The organism is Paenibacillus xylanexedens, from assembly GCF_007676705.1.
Taxonomy (GTDB): domain Bacteria; phylum Bacillota; class Bacilli; order Paenibacillales; family Paenibacillaceae; genus Paenibacillus; species Paenibacillus xylanexedens_C.
In genome coordinates this window covers 642,900-663,499 of the sequence record NZ_VEBF01000002.1, presented here as the reverse complement: position 1 = coordinate 663,499, position 20,600 = coordinate 642,900, and the positions used below count along the sequence as shown (strand labels likewise).

The 20,600-nt window shown below is 46.8% G+C and carries 19 protein-coding genes; all 19 read left to right on the top strand.

What is annotated here, in order from left to right; genetic code table 11:
• Positions 1–52 precede the first annotated feature (52 nt).
• The 19 genes from FS628_RS12895 to FS628_RS12805 all read left to right on the top strand — a co-directional run bounded on the left by FS628_RS12895 (position 53) and on the right by FS628_RS12805 (position 20,458).
• The gene (locus tag FS628_RS12895) at positions 53–1,351 is read left to right on the top strand and encodes a CCA tRNA nucleotidyltransferase (protein ID WP_260871026.1); all 1,299 of its coding nucleotides are present in this window, start codon (positions 53–55) and stop codon (positions 1,349–1,351) included.
• Positions 1,338–2,315 (top strand): biotin--[acetyl-CoA-carboxylase] ligase, encoded by a 978-nt coding sequence (locus tag FS628_RS12890; protein ID WP_145322432.1) that lies wholly within the window; start codon positions 1,338–1,340, stop codon positions 2,313–2,315. Before FS628_RS12895 ends, FS628_RS12890 begins: the two co-directional genes overlap by 14 nt.
• A gap of 346 nt (positions 2,316–2,661) precedes the next feature.
• Positions 2,662–3,537, top strand: coding sequence for a 3-methyl-2-oxobutanoate hydroxymethyltransferase (gene panB / locus FS628_RS12885; protein WP_145322430.1), 876 nt, complete (start codon positions 2,662–2,664; stop codon positions 3,535–3,537).
• A complete protein-coding gene (gene panC / locus FS628_RS12880) occupies positions 3,534–4,430 on the top strand; it encodes a pantoate--beta-alanine ligase (protein WP_145322429.1) in 897 nt (298 codons plus the stop codon). The genes panB and panC overlap by 4 nt, the downstream gene beginning before the upstream one ends.
• Positions 4,423–4,806 (top strand): aspartate 1-decarboxylase, encoded by a 384-nt coding sequence (gene panD, locus FS628_RS12875; protein WP_017687742.1) that lies wholly within the window; start codon positions 4,423–4,425, stop codon positions 4,804–4,806. Before panC ends, panD begins: the two co-directional genes overlap by 8 nt.
• A 126-nt stretch (positions 4,807–4,932) precedes the next feature.
• The gene (locus FS628_RS12870; protein WP_313958600.1) at positions 4,933–5,547 is read left to right on the top strand and encodes a tetratricopeptide repeat protein; all 615 of its coding nucleotides are present in this window, start codon (positions 4,933–4,935) and stop codon (positions 5,545–5,547) included.
• 143 nt (positions 5,548–5,690) lie between these two features.
• Positions 5,691–8,552, top strand: a complete 2,862-nt coding sequence (dinG, locus tag FS628_RS12865; protein WP_145322425.1) for an ATP-dependent DNA helicase DinG — start codon at positions 5,691–5,693, stop codon at positions 8,550–8,552.
• Positions 8,553–8,770: 218 nt separating this feature from the next.
• Positions 8,771–9,424, top strand: a complete 654-nt coding sequence (locus tag FS628_RS12860; protein ID WP_062835163.1) for a redox-sensing transcriptional repressor Rex — start codon at positions 8,771–8,773, stop codon at positions 9,422–9,424.
• On the top strand, positions 9,411–10,715 hold the full coding sequence (locus FS628_RS12855; RefSeq protein ID WP_145322423.1) for an amidohydrolase: 1,305 nt from the start codon (positions 9,411–9,413) through the stop codon (positions 10,713–10,715). Before FS628_RS12860 ends, FS628_RS12855 begins: the two co-directional genes overlap by 14 nt.
• A 39-nt stretch (positions 10,716–10,754) precedes the next feature.
• Positions 10,755–11,285: a DUF5590 domain-containing protein gene (locus FS628_RS12850; protein WP_145322421.1), complete on the top strand. Its 531-nt coding sequence runs from the start codon at positions 10,755–10,757 to the stop codon at positions 11,283–11,285.
• A 301-nt stretch (positions 11,286–11,586) separates the two neighbouring features.
• Complete coding sequence (locus FS628_RS12845; protein WP_076209942.1) at positions 11,587–12,114, top strand: hypothetical protein; 528 nt, start codon at positions 11,587–11,589, stop codon at positions 12,112–12,114.
• Positions 12,107–13,609, top strand: coding sequence for an AAA family ATPase (locus tag FS628_RS12840; protein WP_145322419.1), 1,503 nt, complete (start codon positions 12,107–12,109; stop codon positions 13,607–13,609). The genes FS628_RS12845 and FS628_RS12840 overlap by 8 nt, the downstream gene beginning before the upstream one ends.
• 133 nt (positions 13,610–13,742) lie before the next feature.
• Entirely contained in the window at positions 13,743–14,615 is an 873-nt protein-coding gene (locus FS628_RS12835) for a 3-hydroxyacyl-CoA dehydrogenase family protein (protein WP_145322417.1), read from the top strand.
• Positions 14,612–15,817: an acetate/propionate family kinase gene (locus FS628_RS12830; RefSeq protein WP_145322415.1), complete on the top strand. Its 1,206-nt coding sequence runs from the start codon at positions 14,612–14,614 to the stop codon at positions 15,815–15,817. The genes FS628_RS12835 and FS628_RS12830 overlap by 4 nt, the downstream gene beginning before the upstream one ends.
• Positions 15,818–15,918: 101 nt before the next feature.
• Positions 15,919–17,214, top strand: a complete 1,296-nt coding sequence (asnS, locus tag FS628_RS12825; RefSeq protein WP_017687752.1) for an asparagine--tRNA ligase — start codon at positions 15,919–15,921, stop codon at positions 17,212–17,214.
• Positions 17,215–17,234: 20 nt separating this feature from the next.
• Positions 17,235–17,939: a DnaD domain-containing protein gene (locus FS628_RS12820; RefSeq protein ID WP_145322413.1), complete on the top strand. Its 705-nt coding sequence runs from the start codon at positions 17,235–17,237 to the stop codon at positions 17,937–17,939.
• Positions 17,940–18,053: 114 nt separating this feature from the next.
• Positions 18,054–18,686 (top strand): RNA polymerase sigma factor, encoded by a 633-nt coding sequence (locus tag FS628_RS12815; protein ID WP_145322412.1) that lies wholly within the window; start codon positions 18,054–18,056, stop codon positions 18,684–18,686.
• Positions 18,679–19,131, top strand: coding sequence for a hypothetical protein (locus FS628_RS12810; RefSeq protein ID WP_145322410.1), 453 nt, complete (start codon positions 18,679–18,681; stop codon positions 19,129–19,131). The genes FS628_RS12815 and FS628_RS12810 overlap by 8 nt, the downstream gene beginning before the upstream one ends.
• 28 nt (positions 19,132–19,159) lie before the next feature.
• Complete coding sequence (locus FS628_RS12805) at positions 19,160–20,458, top strand: multi-tm2 domain protein (RefSeq protein WP_145322408.1); 1,299 nt, start codon at positions 19,160–19,162, stop codon at positions 20,456–20,458.
• The last annotated feature ends 142 nt before the right edge of the window (positions 20,459–20,600 follow it).

Below are 20,600 nucleotides of genomic sequence, written 5' to 3'. Positions count from 1 at the left end.
GGCGAAATCATACTGTGCATACCACAACAGGCAAGAGAAGAGGTGATATGTGGTGGTTCAATGGACACAGGTAGATCGTGAAATGGCAATTCAAAGTGAGAACGTACTCACAAGATTAAATGAACAGGGCTACAAGGCATATTGGGTGGGCGGTTGTGTCCGTGATGAATTGCTGGGACGAGTTGTAGATGATATGGACATCACGACATCAGCTTCTCCTCAGCAAGTCATGGAATTGTTCGATGATTGCATTCCTACGGGCCTGCAGCATGGAACGGTGACAGTGCGTTCAGGCGGCTACTACTTTGAAGTTACCACGTTTCGAACAGAATCCGAATATCAGGATAACCGCAGACCTGCTGCGGTTCAATTTGTCCAGGATATTAAGGAAGACTTACAGCGGCGTGACTTCACGATGAACGCTCTTGCCATGGACGTCACTGGGACAATTGTTGATCCCTTCGGTGGACAGGCAGATATTAAGGAAGAGCGAGTCAGATGTGTGGGCTCTGCGTTGGAACGATTTGGTGAAGATGCACTCCGGATGCTTCGCTGTGTTCGGTTTGCTTCGGTATTTAATTTCAAAATCGCCCATAATACGTGGAAGGGTCTTGTTAGGCAGAGAGACCTGCTTGAACATATAGCGATGGAACGGGTACGAACCGAGATGGTAAAAATGATGTCGGGACCGCATCCATTAAGAGGGTTGGAGCTTTTATACAGAAGTGATGCGCTTGCACATATTAAAGCGCCAGTTAGTTCAGCTCGCTTCAACAAGACGTTGTTATCCAATCTGGAACAATTGTCAGGCGAGCATGTATTACTTCGGTGGTCACTTATCCTGATTGCTGGCGGGTTTAGCAAAGATGAAGCAGATGTTTTATTACGTCAGTGGACATTCTCCAATGAACATCGCTCCCGGATCGCTGGAGTTCTTCAGGTAGAGCAGTTGATTCATTCATCAGTTCAGGAACAGAAGGACACGGCCAGCTTGCGATCCGATTGGATTGTTACTGTTCTGGCTTGCGGCGTTCAGGCTGCGGATGATTGGCTTCAGATACAGTCGCTGTTGCCAGCTGGGTGGCGGAATCAGTCTGACCAGGCAGAAGTGCAAGTCGTTGTGGTTCAAGACCTTGCTGCCGAATGGAGTCAATCCATCCCTGTGCATGACTTGAAAGAACTGGATATCACAGGTGAACAAGTGTTGCAGATGGTGCAGCGTAAAGGCGGACCTTGGTTGGGACAACTAATGAAACATTTGTTAAGAGAAACGGCGATTGGAACGATAGCGAATCAGCATGAAGCGCTAAGCGCAGAAGTGAAGCGGGTGGTTCAAGATGACCAAGCATGAAGATCTGTTACATATGTTATTGAATGCTGAAGGACGATTCGTGTCGGGTGAGGAGATCAGCCGTAATCTATCCATTAGTCGGACTGCTGTGTGGAAACATGTGAACAAGTTGCGTGACATGGGCTATGAGTTCGAGGCTGTATCCCGCAAAGGGTATCGTCTGGTTACCAAGCCGGACAGCATTGACGCCACTGCCCTTCAATTGGCACTGGACACAACTGTATTTGGCCGTAAGGCCATTCTGTTGACCACGACCTTGTCTACCCAAGGGGATGTTCTGAAGCTAGCTGAGCAGGGGCAGGGCGAAGGCGCTGTAGTCATTGCGGAAGAACAAACCGGGGGAAGAGGCCGTTTTGGTCGAAAGTGGTTCTCTCCTCCGGGTAAAGGAATCTGGATGAGCGTCCTGTTGCGCCCTGATTTACCACTTCAGCACACGCCGCAGCTTACTTTATTAGCAGGTGTGGCTGTATGTCGTGCGGTACGAGCTTGTACAGGAGCTGATGCAGGCATCAAGTGGCCAAATGATCTGTTGATAGATGGACGCAAGGTGTGTGGCATATTGCTTGAATCTACGGTGGAAGATCATGAAGTCAGATACTGTATTGCAGGTATAGGTGTGGACGTGAACTTTAATCCCGAGGATTATCCGGAAGATCTGACTACAATCGCTACTTCGCTCAAGATGGAGACGGGTCAATCCGTTGATCGCACCAAGCTCACGGCTGCCATTTTGACGGAATTGGAACAATTGTATTTTTTGTATCAAAAAGAAGGATTCGGTGTCATCTCAGCTCTTTGGGAGGCCCTGTCCGTATCGATGAATCGAGAGATTTCAGTGACGAATCCTCAAGGTATCATTGAAGGGAAGGCAATCGGCTTGGACCCTTCTGGAGCACTTGTTGTGGAGAAACATAATGGAGAACATGTACTCGTCATCTCTGGTGAGGTCTCCTGGAAATCGTAGCCATTTGTCGAATTTTCACTGGTAAAATGAACATAAGACGTGAAGTTTGAGCAGAACTTTGGTATACTGTGTTCGTGAGGCGATATCGGCTGATACAGACCGAATTGCACTCCGGCAAAAGTAACCTTTGTTCTGCTTTGACGTGTTTTACACAGGCAGACAGACAGCAGTACAAGTATGAAATAAGTAAAGTGAGTTGTTGGATTCTGCTCTGAGCCGAAGAGGACCGAGACAGAAGGGACGATCGCAAGTGACTCTTTTTTGACTTTTCGGGACTTTTTAGTGGAAAACTAAAAGGTTTTTTTGTTGCGTTTATTTGAAAAGAAGAGAGGAGCCATGAAAAAAAATGGCAAACAAACAAGCGTTGAATATTGTGAAAATGAAAAAATATAAGCAGGATGGCGTGCCGCTCAGTATGATCACGGCTTACGATTATCCAACAGCTCTCCTTGCAGAGGAAGCAGGTATCGATCTGATCCTGGTAGGGGATTCACTTGGCAATGTAGTGCTGGGATATAACTCCACTCTTCCGGTGACCATCGATGACATGGTGTACCACACACGTTCCGTAGTACGCGGGGCAGAGAAGACATTTATTGTGGCTGACATGCCTTTTATGACTTATCATGGCAGTCTGGATGAGACACTTAAGGGTGTACGTCGACTGATGCAAGAGGGGCATGCCCATGCGGTCAAAATGGAAGGCGGAGTCGAAATAGCGGACACTGTCAGAGCGGTCGTGCAAGCAGGTGTGCCTGTTCTTGGACATATCGGACTGACACCGCAATCGGTTAACCAGCTCGGTGGTTACCGGATTCAGGGTAAAGATGCAGCGGATGCGAAACGCCTGATGGACGAAGCTAAAGCGCTGGAAGCGGCAGGTGCATTCGGTATCGTGCTTGAACTGGTCACGGAAGAAGTCGCTCGGGCCATCTCGGAGGAGCTGTCCATCCCTACCATTGGGATTGGAGCCGGAAGAGGTTGTGACGGTCAGGTGCTGGTATTCCACGATGTGGTTCAATACGCCTCTCCTTATACACCTAAACGTTTTGTCAAAACGTATGGAGATGTGGGAACATTAATCAGAACCAGCATCGAAGCTTACGTGAAGGAAGTTAAAGATCGTTCATTCCCGGCCGAGGAGCACGTGTTCAACGCTGCGGATGGTGTTCTGGATCAACTGTATGGACAACAAAAGGAAAAGGTGGAGAGTAACTCATGAAAGTATTGCGGACAATCGCAGAGTTAAGACAGGAGCTAAGCCTGAAGCGTCAAGCGATTCGGTCCAGTGCGTCCGTTGTAGGTCTCGTACCGACAATGGGGTATCTGCATCAAGGTCATGCAAGCTTGATGCAAGCAGCCAGACAACAGAGCGATGTCGTGGTATTGAGCATATTCGTTAATCCGATTCAATTTGGTCCAAATGAAGATTTTGACAGCTATCCGCGGGATGAAGCCAGAGATGTGGAAACAGCACGTTCACAAGGGGTTGATATCGTATTTATTCCCTCGGTTGAAGAGATGTATCCACAGGCAACGCAGACAACGGTATCTGTTTCACAATTGACTGAGCGCTTATGCGGCGCTTCCCGTCCAGGACATTTTGACGGGGTAACGACCGTAGTCTCCAAGCTGTTCAACATCGTACAGCCTCAGCGTGCATTTTTCGGGATGAAAGACGCCCAACAGGTTGCTGTCATTCAACAGATGGTGAATGATTTGAATATGCCTGTAGAAATTATACCTTGTCCGATTGTTCGCGAAGAGGATGGCCTTGCCCTCAGTTCACGTAACGTCTATCTTAGTGCTGAACAGCGTACTCAGGCATTGGTTCTGTCAAAGGCACTGCGCGCAGCCCAGGAAGCCGCAGATACAGGTTTGGCTATAACCGCCGCAGACATCCGTCGTATCTTGCGTGAGCAGATTACAAGTTCACCGCTTGCCGTTATCGATTACGCAGAGATTCAGGCTTTTCCTAGTCTGGAGCCACTCGCAGATCAGGAAGAAGTTCAAGGACGTGACGATCTGCTTATCGCACTTGCCGTGAAATTCGGAAAAACAAGATTGATTGACAATATAAGGTTGCAAAAATCGGAGGTGCTGTCCCATGTTTAGAACACTCATGAAATCCAAGATTCACCGGGCTACGGTAACGGAAGCCAACTTAAACTATGTGGGTAGCATTACCATAGATGAGGATTTGATGGAAACATCCGATCTGATGGAAAACGAAAAAGTGCAAATTGTGAACAATAACAATGGTGCACGTCTGGAAACTTATGTAATTCCAGGACCACGCGGAAGCGGGGTCATATGTCTTAACGGTGCTGCTGCACGTCTGGTACAGCCCGGAGATAACGTCATTATCATTTCTTACGCCATGATGTCTCAAGAAGAGGCAAATACTCACAAACCAACGGTTGTATTTGTAGATGGACAGAATAAACCTGTACAAACGATGAAGCAGGAAGTTCACGCGACGATTATGTAATCGACTGGTAAGGAGAATGAAATCGGCCCTTGAAGCAAAAAATGAGTACAGGTCACTGCACTAATCCATTTTTTCAAGGGTGGGGATGCATCGATGTTCCAGCATGTTTTCGCAGAAATGAACGACATGTTAGATGAAATTATCAAGAGCTATCCTTCCGCTGAAGGCCTGAACAAACAGGAATTGCTGCAAAAGTGGAACTTGCTCAAGCGGATGAGTGACGGAATGCTGGATGAATGGCTGATGTTTGAAGAAAAGATGAGCCAAGTGCGGGAGCGGGAGATGGATAAGCCCGCTTCCCTTGAACCTGAACAGGAAGCAGTCACCGCACTGCCTGAACTCCATCTGGAGTGTTTCAGTCGGGGGCAGGGTTATTTCAAGTTACAGATGTATCCACAGGCGATCATGCAGTTCTCCCGGGTTGTGGCCGACCATCCGGAGAGTGCATTGACTCGTTTTTACCTGGCGCTCGCGTATCTGAATCTGGAACAAATGACGGAAGCCGGGACACATTTGCAGCAGATCATGTACCTTAAGGGTTCTCCTCGCTTGAAAGGGCTTGTATGTAACGCCCTGGGCTGTATTCAAGCCAAGCTTGCGAATCCGGAAGCTGCATGTTCACTCTTTGCGCAGGCCCTTCAGCATGACCCAACATTGACCGAACCACTGTACAACATGGAAGCTTGCAGGTTGAACAGAGGAAAATTGCAATATGCAAATCAGCTGACGACCCTCCATTAAAGGGGGTATTCAGCGACAAGAAAACGGTGTTCCCTCCTTTGGCATAGCGGCGGGGACACCGCTTTTTTGTCAGTTAATTTTCAAATGCCCTTTTTTTTGCTATGCTGTAACATAGACTGGAATGGAAGGGACCGTACATTGCAATGAAATTTGCCGTATTGGATTTCGAAACAACCGGCACGCAGTCCGACGGTGAGATTATACAAGCCGGACTTGCCATCATAGATCATGATTACAGCATAACTCAAATATATAGTTCTTATGTGAACCCTGGTGTACCGATTCCCCCGTTTATTTCGGGGTTAACGGGTATTACCGATGAAGATGTGGCGGACGCTCCATCACTCGAAGAGATGATGATGGAAATGGTTCCGCTGCTTAATGATGTGGTTCTTGTTGGACACAATGTAGCTTTTGATTTTCACTTTTTGCAGAATGCTCTCGATCGTTGCGGTTATTTACCGTTCACTGGTCGCATTCTGGACACGATTGATTTTCTGAAGATTACGTTCCCATCACTTGGTTCTTATCAACTCGGTTATGTATCTTCTGAATTTGGATTTCAGCATGATCGCCCTCATCAGGCAGACAGTGATGCACTGGCGACAGCTTATGTGCTGCTTAAGTGTCTGGATGAGTTAAAGGAATTACCGCTCATAACGATTCAGCGGCTCAGTGACCTGTTCGCACCAGAAGACAGTGATTTGGGTTGGTTCTTGGACGGAATGCGCAGTGAGAAGGAAGCAGAGCCGATTCAGGACCTGGACGGACATACCTATTATCGTCAGCTTGCTCTTAATGTGAGTGATTGGACCGATATTGGTGCACCCCGCGATGAGCGTGAGGGTAACCCCCTTGATGGTGTAAGTTTCGAACAATTTATGGATCAGGTCCGAGAGAATCTGAAGGATACGCTGGATCATTATGAAGAGCGCGAAGCGCAGACTCAGATGTTCAGCAGTGTAAGGCAAGCTCTGGATGAAGAGAAACATCTCTTGATCGAAGCAGGAACAGGCACTGGTAAATCTCTGGGTTATCTGTTGCCTGCTATTTACGAAAGTGTGAAGCAAGAACAGAAAGTTATGGTCAGCACGCATACGATCAATCTGCAGGAGCAATTGAGAGAGCGGGATATTCCGATGCTGACTCAAGTGGTTCCGTTCCCGTTTAAGGCTGCTGTCTTCAAAGGACGTGGACATTATCTGTGCCTGCGTAAATTTGAACACAAAATCAATAAACGTGAATTCGCCACACCAAAAGAAGATTATTTTACAGCCGCTCAGATGATTGTCTGGCTAACGCAGACCGAAACCGGAGATGATGAGGAACTTAACCTTAGCGGACGCGGAGGGGACTTCTGGGAGACGGTACAGAGCGAATCCGAGTCATGTCTGGGAAGATCTTGTCCATGGTTCCGCAAATGTTTCTATCATCGCGCTAAACATGAGGCCGGGTTGTCGGATATCGTAATCACCAATCACTCCAAATTATTTACGGATGTGAAAGCTGCGCATCAGCTGCTGCCAGCCTATGAGAGTCTTGTGATCGATGAGGCACATCATCTGGAGGATGTCGCTGGTAAACATCTTGGAATGCATATGAAATATTTCACCTTGGTTCATACACTGACCCGTCTGTTTAAAGACAGTCGTAATGGACAGCTGCCTATGCTTCGTTCGCAGTTATCCGGGCATGAAAATTCGGTGCAATGGGGCTCCATGGTGGATCAGATGTTCCCTCTGGCTGTTGAGGTCAAGGAACTGTGGGATCGTATGAGCGATGCCTTGTTCGGTCTGTTGCCTGAACGAAGTGATGCTTCACCGGGAGAGACAGGGCAATTTTCCCTGCGTCTGAAAGCATCTCAGAAACCTGCAAAATGGCAGGAGTTGCAGGATCTGGAGAACCAGATCTATGTGACTCTGGGCGATTTGATTCGCAAAGGGGATAAATTGCTGCTTGAGGTGAAAGAGGATCAGGATGATTATCAATCGGATAGTCTGATCACGGATATTACAGGACTGCTGAAAGATCTGACCACATTGAAGGAGAATCTACGTTTCTTCATGCGAATGGATGACGCCAAAACGGTGTACTGGATGGAAGCCAGCGGCCAGTTCCGTAGTAAATCTCTCCAGCTGTATGCCGTACCTGTAGATGTGAGTGCACAACTTAAGGATTTATTTTTTGATAAAAAGAAAAGTGTTGTGCTTACATCGGCTACGCTCTCTGTAGATAAGTCATTCCAGTTCATGATTGAACAGCTTGGCTTGCAGGAAGCCTCCGAGAATAATCGACTGTTAACGTCGATGCTGCCTTCACCTTTCAATTATCGCGATCAGGCACTTCTGGTGATTCCGCGTGATTTCCCAAGTGTGAAGGGAAGTGTGGGTGATGCGCACTTTGTCAATATGCTGGTGCAATCACTGGCAGAGACCGCAATCGCCACTCGTGGACGCATGATGGTTCTGTTTACTTCATACAAGATGCTGCGACAGGTCTATGATCCGCTGAAGGAGGCTTTGTCTGGTAACGATATCTCGTTGCTGGGGCAAGGCGTTGACAGTGGAAGTCGCTCCAAGTTAACTCGCAGGTTCCAAGAGGCCAAAGCAACGGTACTTCTGGGCACAAGCAGCTTCTGGGAGGGTGTAGATATCCCGGGAGAGGCGCTAACCTGTCTCGCTATTGTGCGACTGCCTTTCCAGCCGCCGAATCATCCGTTGGTGGAAGCCAAGAGTGAGTTGCTTCAGGAGCAGAAGAAAAATCCGTTCATGAAACTGTCCGTGCCACAAGCGGTCATTCGTTTCAAGCAGGGATTTGGCCGATTGGTGCGTACAGCAAAGGACAGAGGTATTGTCATTGTGTATGATACACGGGTGATCGAAGCGTATTATGGTAAATTCTTTTTATATTCATTACCTGGGCCCAAAATGGAGCATATGCTTACAGAGCAGATGGTGCCACGAATTACCGAGTGGTTGGAAAAACCTGCTACAGAACAAGAATAATGGTTGTTTTGTTCGTTATATCATTGCATGACACTATCGTTTGGCGTTAAACTTTATTAGATATTTCCGTATCCGATTAAAGCAGTTGCACGTAAGAACTTATAACCTAAATTACAAGGAGCATTTTGTATAAAATGTCACGTTTATCTTTAATTTTATACAGGATGCTCATCTTTTCATCTATTATTTTACCGTGGCCTTGGTAAGGGGGAGCAAGAATGAAATCAGATAAAATTTCGGAAGCGGTGGTACGACGTTTGCCTGTGTACTTGCGTTATTTGAGCGAGTTGCATCAGCGTGAGGTGGCCACTGTTTCTTCTCAAGAGCTTGGACAAAGGTTGGATCTGAATCCGGCCCAAATTCGCAAAGACTTGGCTTACTTCGGTGATTTTGGTCGTAAAGGGATCGGGTATGATGTATCCTATTTGATCGAGAAGATTCGTCACATCCTCAAGATTGATCAGCAAATTAATGTAGCTCTGGTAGGAGCGGGTAATCTCGGACAGGCTTTGTCCAACTACAACGCATATCTGAAAGACAATATGAAGATTGTTGCTGTATTCGATGCATACGGACCGAAGATTGGCAGTCAAATCAACAGTTTGACGGTGAAGCCTATGAACGAATTGACGGAAGCAGTTAAAACGGACAACATCCGCATTGGAATTATTACGGTTCCGGATACGGAAGCTCAAAATGTAGCCGATCAGCTTATTGAATCGGGAATTGAAGCGATCCTTAATTTTGCACCAACAATTCTAAAAACACCGCCGCATATCCGCATTCACCATGCTGACTTTACGACGGATCTACTTAGTTTGGCCTATTACTTGGAGACTGGAAAGGACGACGAGGAAGATGACAACAAATAGATGGGTAATCCACAACGGTAAATTTGCCGTTAATGAAGGCGCAACGTGGAACGTGGTTCAAGGATACATGGTTGTCGAGAATGACAAGATTGTGCATATTGGTGAGACATTGCCGGATGGAGACGAAAATTGTACCAAAGTGGATGGAAAAGGATTGTTCTTCCTGCCGGGTCTGATCAATACGCATGGTCATGCAGCAATGTCGCTGCTCAGAGGACATGGAGACGATCTTGCGCTGCAAGTATGGTTGCAGGAAAAAATGTGGCCGATGGAAGCGAAAATGACTTCACAAGACGTATATTGGGGAACTTCCCTATCGGTGCTTGAAATGTTGAAAGGCGGAACTACAGCCTTCCTGGACATGTATGACCACATGGATCAGGTTGCCAAAGTCGTGGAACAGTCCGGCGTTAGAGCAGCATTGGCACGTGGTGTCATTGGGTTGTGCTCGGAAGAAGAGCAATTGCGGAAGCTGGAGGAGTCGGCTGCTTTTGCGCGTGAGTGGAATGGACAAGCAGATGGTCGTATTACAACCGTAATCTCGCCACACGCACCATATACATGCCCTCCTGACTACATAGAGAAGCTTGTACAGGTCGCGAACGACCTAAACCTTCCGCTCCATACACATATGTCGGAAACGCTTCGTGAAGTGGAGCAGAATGTGGCTGATTATGGCCTGCGTCCTGTGGCACATTTGGAAAAACTGGGCTTTTTCTCCCGTCCATCCCTGGTTGCACATGCGGTGCATCTGAATGATGAAGAGATTGAGATTCTGGCGAGTCATGATGTGGCTGTATCCCATAACCCGGGTAGTAACCTGAAACTTGCTTCCGGTGTTGCGCGGGTACCTGCTTTGCTGAAAGCGGGAGTTACCGTGTCACTTGGAACAGACGGACCGGCAAGCAACAACAACCTGGATATGTTCGAGGAAATGAGACTGGCTGCATTGATCCACAAAGGCGTGTCTGGTGACCCGACGGCAGTGCCAGCAGGCGAAGCGTTACTACTCGGAACGTCATACGGTGCCAAATCCATCTTCTTGAACAATACCGGAGCACTCCAGGTCGGCATGAAGGCTGATTTTATCGCCTTGGACATTGAACAGGCACATTTCTATCCACATACAGACCTGATCTCACATACGATCTACTCGGCTTCTGCCAAAGATGTAGAGCACGTATGGGTGGATGGAAAACAAGTGGTTAAACATGGCGAATGTCTGACGCTGGATGAAGAGCGCATTTTGCGTGAGTCTCAATTGGCATTTGATGGTCTGCTTGCTCGTTAATTGCAGGACAGAGCATCATAGGGAAAGGAAGTTCGGCTTTTGAAGAAAAAAAAGAAGTGGATATGGATCTCGCTACTTGCACTGGTTCTGATTCTGTTTGGACTTCAGCGTTATTACGTCTATGTCACGCAGGACCAGCGCAAGGAAGAAGCGCTCGCCATACAGGCAGCACAGGAGCAACTGGGCATTACATCTTATGATGAATTGCGAAAGTACATCTGGGGAGATAAAGAAGGCTCTGACAACATCTACTGGACCCTGATCGGGAAAAATAAGGATAACCAGGATGTTATGGTCTGGGTGAAATTCGATGCAAACAATCAACCGGCTACGGGTGCAAACGCTATACACAGCGAGTTGCTGCAGAATGGCATGTCCGAAGCGCAAATCCGCAATCGCTTCAGTTCTGAAGTTCCTGCCGGGGAGATTAAGCGAATCATGCCTGGAGTTGTCAATGGAATATATGTGTGGCAAGTGTATTATAAAGACGGTACGCATAACCACTATCGCTTTTATCGTTTTAGCAATGGAGAACAGGTGGACCTGGTCTACACTCTACCGAACAGTTAGAACAAATAGAGTGCTTCAGCTAGTGAATTATAGAAGTGAAAGAACCGGCAGACGGATATCCGACTGAACCGGTTCTTTGTGTTGTCTGTAAACATTTTTGATTTAAATAGTTAAAATTAATAATTTATTCATATTTTCGCCTTCGAAATTGTATATACGATGTGATATACTCAGTTATGTACTCAAAGTTACATTCGAAACAAATAATCCTGTCGAAATTCTCGCAGGAGTCTATGTACGCATATTCGTATTATACCAATAAGCCAGTAGGTTGGGCCAAATTCTGGGAGGGGTAATTCACTTGAAGCTAAAAGTATTGCCTATTGCTTTAACTGCCGTCATTTCAGCCGTTGTGTTGTTTGGAGGTTGGTTTGTGTATCGTCAGGTGGCTGTGCAGAATCCCATTGAAAAGATGGTCACCCAGTACGATGGAGTCAATGACGTTCAATTAACTATTAACCGCAATGACGTACAATTGAAACTGGATCTGCAACCCGATGTTGATTTGGGCAGACTGGTACAATATATTCACAAAGAAGGACAGACCTTGATTGGAACACGTTCACTTAAGTTGGATGTTGTGGATCATTCCAGTGAAGCACTGGAAAGTTGGTGGGGGGATGCGATGTTTACCGTAGCTCAGGCGATGGAGAACAAGCAGTACACCGAGATTACACCAACGTTGTCGAAGATGGCGACGAATGGAATGAAGGTAAATACAGCGATGGATGACAACAATGTATATGTCAGTCTCAGAGACGGAGATGCCAGCAAGTTTATTATTCTGCCGCGTGTGCCCGGTCAGATAGGAGTGTGGCCTAATGCCTAAGTGGACAAAAGAAGTTGCCATCGGATTTTTTCCCGTGTTGATTATTTTCCTTGCTTTTACTGGTGTTAATATTGTTCCGATTCTGATTGCAGCGGTGCTTGTCGGGGCTTTGCTGTTCATGATGCAAATGCGTGGCGGGATTACAGTAGGCGCTGCACAGGAACGTAAACGGAAGAAAAAAGGACCTTCCAAGCTTACTTTTGAAGAAATTGGAGGTCAGGACAGTGCCAAGCAGGAATTGCGTGAAGCACTTGACTTTCTCATCAAACATGAAGAAATCCGCAAGTTCGGGATTCGTCCGTTAAAAGGGATTTTGCTGACGGGCCCTCCAGGAACGGGGAAAACGTTGATGGCGAAGGCTGCTGCCCATTACACAGATTCTGTTTTCGTAGCAGCATCGGGTAGTGAATTCGTGGAAATGTATGTTGGTGTGGGTGCCAGCAGAATTCGGGATTTGTTCAAGGACGCGAGAACCCGTGCCACCAAAGAAAATAAGGAAAACGCTATTATCTTTATTGATGAGATTGATGTCATCGGGGGTAAACGTGAAGGCGGTCAACAGCGTGAATATGATCAGACCCTGAATCAGCTCCTGACAGAAATGGATGGAATCTATTCTTCTGATACGCCAAGAATTCTGGTTATCGCTGCAACGAACCGCAAGGAAATGCTGGATAGCGCTCTGACGCGCCCGGGACGTTTTGACCGCCACATTCAAGTGGACTTGCCTGACAAAAAGGGCAGAAAGCATATTCTGGAACTGCATGCGGTGAATAAACCTCTGATGAAAGAAGTTAATCTGGAGAAGACAGCTGAAGAATCGTATGGTTTCTCCGGCGCACAACTCGAAAGTGTTATGAACGAAGCAGCAATATACGCCATGCGGGACGGGCTGTTGAACATCGAACAGCGGCACTTGTCTCTGGCTATTGATAAAGTCATGATGGGTGAGAAGACAGACCGTGAGTCCAGTGTGGAAGAGAAGAAAAGGGTCGCCATTCATGAATTGGGACATGCCATTATGGCTGAACTAGTTCGTCCAGGCAGTGTTAGTCAGGTGGCACTCAGTCCGCGTGGTCAGGCGCTGGGATATGTACGTCACAACCCGCAACAGGAACAGTTCCTCTATACGAAGCGCTTCCTGGAAGAGCAGATCATGATTGCACTCGGAGGAGCCGCTGCGGAGGAAATGTACTACGGTGGACGTTCCACTGGGTCACGCAATGACTTTGATCAGGCAACCAATGTCGTACAGACCATGATGGCTTCGGGATTGACTTCACTTGGTATTGTGAACATGGATATGGTTACAACCGAAGAACTTATGCGTGAGAATAAATTGATTCTGCAAGATTTGATGGAACAAACGAAGCGATTGCTTGAAGAACAACGGACAATTTTCGACAATTCACTCGACATCCTGATTCGGGAGGAAGTATTGTCTGGCGAGCAATTTCGTTGTCAATTTCGTGACAGTGCCCTTTTACCAGCATAATTTATTTATGCTGGTTATTTTTTTTTACATTTCACTCGTGCTAAGATATTATTATATGTTGGGTCGAAATTTGTAATTTTCGGCGAACAGGGTACAATAGAGAAATAGAGAACCGAAAGGATGGAGCAGAACCATGTTTTTCAAAAAAATAGGAGTTGTCGGTGGCGGTACGATGGGACAAGGTATTTCCCAGATGCTCGCAGCCAAAGGACTTGATGTGCTTCTCGTGGAGCATACTACACAAAAACTGGATCATGCATATGATATGATCGAAACGAACCTGGATAAACAACTGGAGAAATGGGCGATTACAAAAGCGGAAAAGAAATTGATTCTTTCCCGTATTACCAAGGTAGCTCATTTGGCTGAACTTGGAACTTGCGATATGGTCATTGAGACTATTTCAGAGGATCTGGATGCGAAAAAAGCAGTATTCAGCCAACTGGACCAAGTTTGCCCAAGCAATGTCATTCTGGCAAGTAACACATCCACGCTGAGTTTGACCGAGCTTGCAAGCTCGACCAAATACCCAGAGCGTGTTATTGGTATGCACTTTATTCACCCGGTATCCCGGGTTGACCTTGTAGAGATTATTCGTGGACTGAAAACTTCGGATACGACATTCGAAGAGACCAGACGTTTTGTAGAAGAAGTAGCGGACAAAAAAGGAGTCATGATCTATGAATCACCTGGATTCGTAACTTCTCGCTTGATCTGCCTGCTGATTAACGAAGCGTTGCATGTATTGCAAGAAGGTGTTGCATCTGCTGAAGATATCGATGATGCAATGCGTATCGGATACAACTTCCAACATGGACCACTCGAAATGGCTGACCGTTTCGGATTGGATTCTGTTGAAGCTGCACTCGAAAGAATGTTCCGTGAATTCGGAGAATTGAAATATCGTCCTTCCACAGTCCTGAAGAAAATGGTACGTGCAGGACACCTGGGTGTTAAATCAGGCGAAGGATTCTTCAAGTACGACAAGGATGGTGACCGACTGTGAAAGTACTCGTAATTAATGCGGGGAGTTCCTCGCTCAAATATCAACTGTATAATATGACTGACGAATCTGTCCTGGCTAAAGGTCTGGTAGAGCGGATCGGAATGGATTCCTCCATTCTGACACACAAACCGACAGGCCGTGAGGATGTTACAGAAGTTAGTGAAATTTTGGAACACACAACAGCAATCCGTAAAGTCATTGATATTTTGACTCACAAAGAAAATGGCGTACTGGAATCCGTAAGTGAAATTCAAGCTGTTGGACACCGTGTTGTTCACGGTGGTGAAGCATTTAAGGAATCTGCACTGGTAGATGATGCTGCGAAAGCTGAAATTCGTCGTTTGTTCGACTTGGCTCCACTTCACAACCCTGCAGCAATGATGGGTATTCGTGCGGCTGAAGCCAATATGCCTGGTGTACCACAAGTTATGGTCTTCGATACGGCGTTCCATCAAACGATGCCGGAAAAAGCATATCTGTATGCTATTCCGCGTGTACTTTACAAAAAATATAAAGTACGTCGCTACGGTGCACATGGTACTTCCCATGATTTCGTAAGTAAGGCAGCTGCTGAATACTTGGATCGTCCAGTGGAAGATCTGAAAATTATCACTTGTCACGTCGGTAACGGTGGTAGTGTAACAGCAGTTAAAGGTGGCGTATCCGTGGATACTTCGATGGGTATGACTCCGCTTGAAGGACTGATGATGGGAACGCGTTCTGGTGACCTTGACCCAGCCATCGTACCTTATGTAATGAACAAGGAAGAACTGAGCGTAAGCGAAGTGAACTCCATGTTGAACAAACACAGTGGATTGCTTGCGATCTCCGGAATCAGCAGTGACATGCGTGAGATTACGGAAGGTATGGAGAATGGCGATGCCAACTCCACGCTTGCTTTTGAAATGTACGAATACCGTCTGCGTAAATACATCGGTTCATATGCAGCTGCAATGAACGGTGTAGACGTGATCGTCTTTACGGCTGGTGTAGGTGAGAACTCCGTTGTTCTTCGCCAAAAAGTATGTGAGCAGCTCACTTATCTGGGTGTTGAACTGGATGAAGCGTTGAATGCCATTCGTTCCGGTGAACCACGCCGGATCACAACAGCGAATTCCAAAGTGGAAGTTCTCGTTGTGCCAACAAATGAAGAATTGGTCATTGCACGCGATACACACCGAATCGTATTGAATTCTCAGTAATCTAACTGTAAAGTAAATATAGAATGACAAGGAAGTGCAGAGGACAGGCATAAGCCTGCCCGCTGCATTTTCAAATTTCAGGAATCAAGGGGAGATATGGCATGAATACGAATTGTGTAATTCGTAATGTGAACGAGCATGTGGGCGAAACCGTGACAATCGGTGCCTGGATTAACAACAAACGTTCCAGCGGTAAAATTCAGTTTTTGCAGCTGCGTGATGGAACCGGATATATTCAAGGGGTTGTAGTGAAAAGTGAAGTTAGTGAAGAGATCTGGAACAATGCCAAGAGCCTGACTCAAGAAAGTTCTTTGTATGTTACAGGTATTATTCGTGAGGAACCCCGTAGCGCATCTGGTTATGAGATGACAGTAACTGGGGTCGAGATCATTCACCTGACTGAAAACTATCCTATTACGCCAAAAGAGCATGGTGTTGATTTCTTGATGGATCATCGTCATCTATGGCTTCGTTCCACGAAGCAACGTGCGGTAATGGTGATTCGTGCAGAGATTATTCGCGCTGTTCAGCAGTTCTTTGATGGTAACGGATTCACACAAGTGGACCCTCCGATTCTGACACCATCTTCTGCGGAAGGAACAACTAACCTGTTCCATATCAAATACTTTGATGAAGATGCTTACTTGACGCAAAGTGGTCAATTGTACATGGAAGCCGCAGCCATGGCGCTGGGCAAAGTATATTCCTTTGGTCCAACATTCCGCGCAGAGAAGTCCAAAACACGTCGCCACTTGATTGAGTTCTGGATGATTGAGCCGGAAATGGCCTTTGTAGATCACGAGGAAAGTCTGCGCGTACAAGAGAAGTTTATCGCTCATGTCGTTCAATCCGTGGTGAAAAACTGCCGTGCAGAACTGGAATCCATCGGCCGTGACGTATCCAAACTCGAAGGCATCGTAGCTCCATTCCCACGTATTACGTATGATGAAGCGATTGAATTCCTGCATGGACAAGGCTTCGATATTCCTTGGGGGGAAGACTTTGGTGCACCACACGAAACAGCGATTGCTGAGAAGTACAATACACCTGTCTTTATCACACATTACCCTGCTGGAATTAAGGCTTTCTATATGAAACCAGATCCGAATCGTCCAGAAGTTGTTCTCTGTGCGGATATGATCGCACCAGAAGGCTACGGAGAGATTATTGGCGGTTCGCAGCGTATTGATGATCCGGAATTGATGCAACAACGTTTTGAGGAGCACAACCTCTCGGATGAAGCGTATCAATGGTATCTGGATCTGCGTAAATACGGATCGGTTCCTCACTCCGGTTTCGGTCTGGGATTGGAGCGGACGGTAGCATGGATCTGTGGGTTGGATCATGTACGTGAAACAATCGCATTCCCACGTATGCTCTATCGTCTGTACCCTTAATGCTTAACAGAGGAGCGTCTATGGAAGACACGACATCCAAAGCTTGGTTGGATGGAGCAGCTTATGGCATGACTTCGGGCACAGCTCACCTACCTTATGCATTGTTACGTTATTATCACCAGCTGGGCCTATCCGATGCAGAAGTGCTTCTTCTGATTCAACTGCTAGGGTTCCGTCAAGCAGAGTTCAATGAGTTTCCCACGCTTGAAGAGCTTGCTGCACGCATGGGACTTGCACCAGAAGGTATTGCGAGAATGTTGCAACGACTGATGCGAGATGGGTATATTGCGATTGACGAGCATCGTGACGAGGAACGTGACATCCAGTACGAACGGTATGATTTGCATGGATTATATGCCAAGCTTGCAACGTGCACTGCCGAAGAAGTAGCGGCTTTCCGTGCAGAACAGCAGAGCAGCAGTACAGCACGCCAAGATTCGAACAGTGTTCAAAAAGAAGAGGAAGAACGAAATATGTTCTCCATCTTTGAAAAAGAATTTGGCCGTCCGCTCTCTCCAATGGAGTGCGAGACGATATCCAGCTGGTTGGATCAGGATCGTTATCAAGAGGAACTGATTCTAATGGCTCTGAAGGAAGCTGTTTTTGCAGGCAAAGTACATTTTCGGTATATCGATCGAATTCTGCTTGAGTGGAGCCGTAATCGTGTCAAGACGGTTCAAGACGCAAAGGCATATACGCAGCGGTTTCGTAATGGTGGACGTTAATTCAGCACAGGCAAGGACAAGAAACAGGCCAGAAGTCATTCTGTGCCTGTTTTTTTTGGATTATAGATGGGATGAGTTCTTAGCGGCATCAACCTTTCAGGCAATGAATGCATTATGTTTTTAAAAAAATTGATGGATCACGCAGGGGTTACCACACAAGCTGTCGTCTATAGTATTGGAGAGGAGGGGAGAGTTATTGATGAAGCGCGCGTAATCGAACAAATCCGTCAAGGAGATACATCTCAGATGCGTACTCTGATTGATAAATATAGCCAGCATGTGTACCATGTGGCCTATTCCGTATTGCGGAACGATCAGGATGCTCAGGATGCAGCTCAGGAGGCGTTCATTCAGATGTACAAGTCTCTCCCCGACTACCGTTCCGAAGGTTTCAAAACGTGGTTAACCCGAATCGCCTTTCACAAAGCGATTGATGCCAAACGCAAGCTGGGCAGGCGAAGTGCTGAGGATCTGGGTGGAGAAGAAAAAATAATAAACATGCCCGGACGGGATGAAGACGTTCTTGCCCGTCTCGTTCGTGAAGAACGTCAGGACAAACTTCGCGAACGTATTAATCAGTTGCCTGCTCAGCACCGTGACATTATCACTGCGTATTATTTAGGTGAGAAAAATTACGAGCAGATTGCCAGTGATGCACAGGTGGCTGTGAAAACCGTGGAATCCCGTTTGTATCGTGCCCGGCAGTGGATTCGGAATCATTGGAAGGAGGATGAATGGCGTGAGTAAACAGGAGAAGTATACCGCTGCGCAATGGGATGATTATATTGAAGGCCATATGAGTGAAACTCAAGCGAGCAGAATGGAACAGCTGCTGATGGAAGACACAGATGCAATGGACAGCTATCTGGAAGCACTCGGCATCCATCAGGAACTGCCTCCGTTGCCTGACCCGACAGGGTTTGCAGATTCAGTGATGCATCGGATTGAGGGTATTCAATCCTCCAAGTCTCAACGTAAATCCCGCGCTGGACGGAACCGGCGCTGGCTTGAACATAAAGTGTTTCATTATGCGGTAGCAGCCTGTCTGACATTGATCTTCCTCTCGTCTGGACTTTTTGACAAGGTAGCCCCTTATCACAAGTTCCAGGATGGCGACCACAGAGGGTCTTTCACGGAGAAATGGACGGAGGCAGCCACTTCATGGCTGGATAACTTTAAGCCTAAACCATAAATGGTTTCGCATTGCCTGAAAAGAAAGGATGACGACTGTGCACTCAGATCGTAACAAATTACTCGCATTTCTATTAAACCTGATACCAGGTCTTGGTTTCATGTATTGGGGACGGGCCGCAAGGGCTGTGATTTATCCATTGCTTTTCTTCGGAACAGCTGTTGGCTCATTCATGCTAGCAATGGTCACTAATGAACAAGATTTAATGATTTTCGGTGCCCTCGGTGCTGCTTTCTTCTGGGGGATCAGCATGCTGGACATCGTGATTGTTCTACTCCGTGCACCTTCTGCCCGAGAAGCACATTATAGGGGATACGGTGCGCCTTATGAAGCATCACACCAAGGAGCAGCCTACCAGGGAGCATACATGGGTCAGCAAGGGCCTATGGAGCAGATGAATGAAGATGAGCTGCATCAACATCCTGGTGGTGAATATGGTCATCCTGGGGGGCCCTATGGTCAACCCATGTATCGAAAAGGCAGTGAGGGTGAACGGTTCTTCACCATTTTGCTCTCATTTGTTCCGGGATTGGGCCACCTTCATCTGGGATTGTTGCATCGCGGGTTGTCGTTCTTGATGGCGTTCTTTGGTTCATTTGCCATGATGGTTTTCGTGGCTTCGATCACCAATGAATCAGTATTTCTAATGTTCTTACTCATTCTGCCAGTAATATGGGTATACTGCATGTTTGATGCGGTGCAGCACGTCCACCGTAAGCAGGCTGGTGAGGTGTTGCAAGATCGGACATTATTCGAAGAATTGGAGATGGGCAGAGTAGCCGGACGACGTAGCAAAGTGCTTGCAACGCTGCTATCCGCTTTTCCAGGCGCGGGTCATCTATATCTGGGATTGCAAAAAAGAGGCATGCAATTGATGTTCCTATTCCTTGCAAGCATCTATGTTCTGGACCTGCTTCACTTATCGGTGTTTCTGTTCATGATTCCACTGGTCTGGTTCTACAGCTTCTTTGACGGACTACAGTGCTCCAGTCGCTATGGACGCGAGCCATTGATTGACCAACCGATCTTCAAGGATTGGGCCCGCCATCAGCGCCTGATTGGATTCGGGATTGCGGCGCTTGGACTATATTACCTAACGATCCGGCTTGTCATTCCACAGCTGAATGAGCTGTTCCCAAATGCCTTTATGACGTATGAGATCCGTTCCTATTTGAACACTGTCATTGTTTCCTTGCTGCTCATTTTTGGCGGCTTGAAATTGCTGTTTGGTAAGCAGCGGGAATTGGGGACGAATCGCTCGCTTCATTCGAATGACGAAGAAGCAGACAGTCTCTTTTTATTCAAGGATCGGGATGATCGACTGTAGAGTGACCTAAAGAAAAGTTACACTGACATTACGATGACAGAGCAACCTTCTAATCGCTGTTATCCCACAAACTAAAAACACGCCAAGGGCTATTTAACGAGCCTTTGGCGTGTTTTCTGTTATGCAGCTTTGATTTCGAATA